The sequence below is a fragment of the Skermanella sp. genome, from assembly GCF_059503625.1.
Genome location: NZ_JCACHA010001029.1, coordinates 4,410 through 5,575, shown reverse-complemented (window position 1 = coordinate 5,575; position 1,166 = coordinate 4,410). Strand labels below are relative to the sequence as shown.

Annotated in this window: 2 protein-coding genes; both read right to left on the bottom strand. The window is 63.6% G+C overall.

The features are described from left to right. Window positions 1-201, bottom strand: a 201-nt coding sequence (locus AC5JJ6_RS37485) for a DUF4167 domain-containing protein (RefSeq protein ID WP_496046916.1), incomplete at its 3' end; no start/stop codon positions are given. 296 nt (window positions 202-497) lie between these two features. Then, a partial coding sequence (gene prmC, locus AC5JJ6_RS37480) for a peptide chain release factor N(5)-glutamine methyltransferase (RefSeq protein WP_496046915.1) occupies window positions 498-1,166 on the bottom strand: 669 nt, incomplete at its 5' end.

The window sequence follows — 1,166 nt, the reverse complement described above, 5'->3', positions numbered from 1 at the left end:
CTGGTTTTCACCACTTTGCTCGTTGATCAGACCGATAATCCGGAAGTAATGCTCAGCGTGCTGAAAGTAACTTTCCGCCGCAATCCGATCTCCAGCAGTCTGGGCGTCGCGTGCCAGAGTCAGATACTTTTCATAGACCTGAAAAGCATTGCCACGGATACGGACATCGGGACCGTTGCTGTCAAAAGTCTGGTGGCGCAAAGGGACGTTGTTCTGTCGGCGGCCATTGTTGTTGTTGCCCCGGCCGCGAGAACGCCTAACGTTTGGTCCTTGTCTCATTCGGCTATTACGAGCCCCACTTTGAGATTTGCGCGCCCCTGTCCAGCCTGGCGGAGCATTTGAAGGCCGCCGGGCGACCGCGGAGCATAGCTGCACGGTGGAATGTCAGGGGTTCTGATCACGCAGGCCGCGCCAATTGTGCTGCGGTCCTTCGTTATTGAAGACCCTAGCCGGGAAACGGCTGTAATCCAACCTTTTTCTTGGGTGCAAACGCGGAATCACCCGCCCAAATGACCGAAAACCGCACGTTCCACGCCGGCGAGGTCGCGTCGGGTCCCGATACCACTGAAACCTGCCGTGACAAGCAGCGCCGCAACGTCGGCCGCTTGCCCGGCGCCGACTTCGAAGATTACCTTGCCGTTGGATTTCAACAGGTTGGATAGCTGCGCCACGATCGTACGGTAAGCATCGAGCCCATCCGGCCCGCCGGCAAGCGCCGCCAGCGGATCGAATCGGACGACCTCGGGCGCGAGGGTCTCTATCTCCGCTTCGGGGATATAGGGCGGGTTGGATACCACGAGGTCGAAGCGCTCGGACAGTCCGGCCCCCCAGTCGCCGGCGGCAAAGCGGGCGCGCTGGCCGAACCCGAGGCGGCGGGCGTTGGCGGTGGCGGTCGCGACCGCTTCCTCCGACCGGTCGATGCCGGTGCCGGCGGCGTTCGGCAACTCGCTCAGCAGGGCCAGCAGCAGGCAGCCGGTACCGGTGCCGAGATCGAGCACGGAGAGCGGGGCTTTCCTGTCGGGGATGCCGGCCAGCGCCTCGTCAATCAGGGTCTCGCTGTCGGGGCGTGGGTCGAGCGTCGCCGGCGACAGGTGGAAGTCGAGGCTCCAGAACTCCCGCCGGCCCAGGATGCGGGATACCGGCTCGCGGTCCACCCGGCGCGCGAT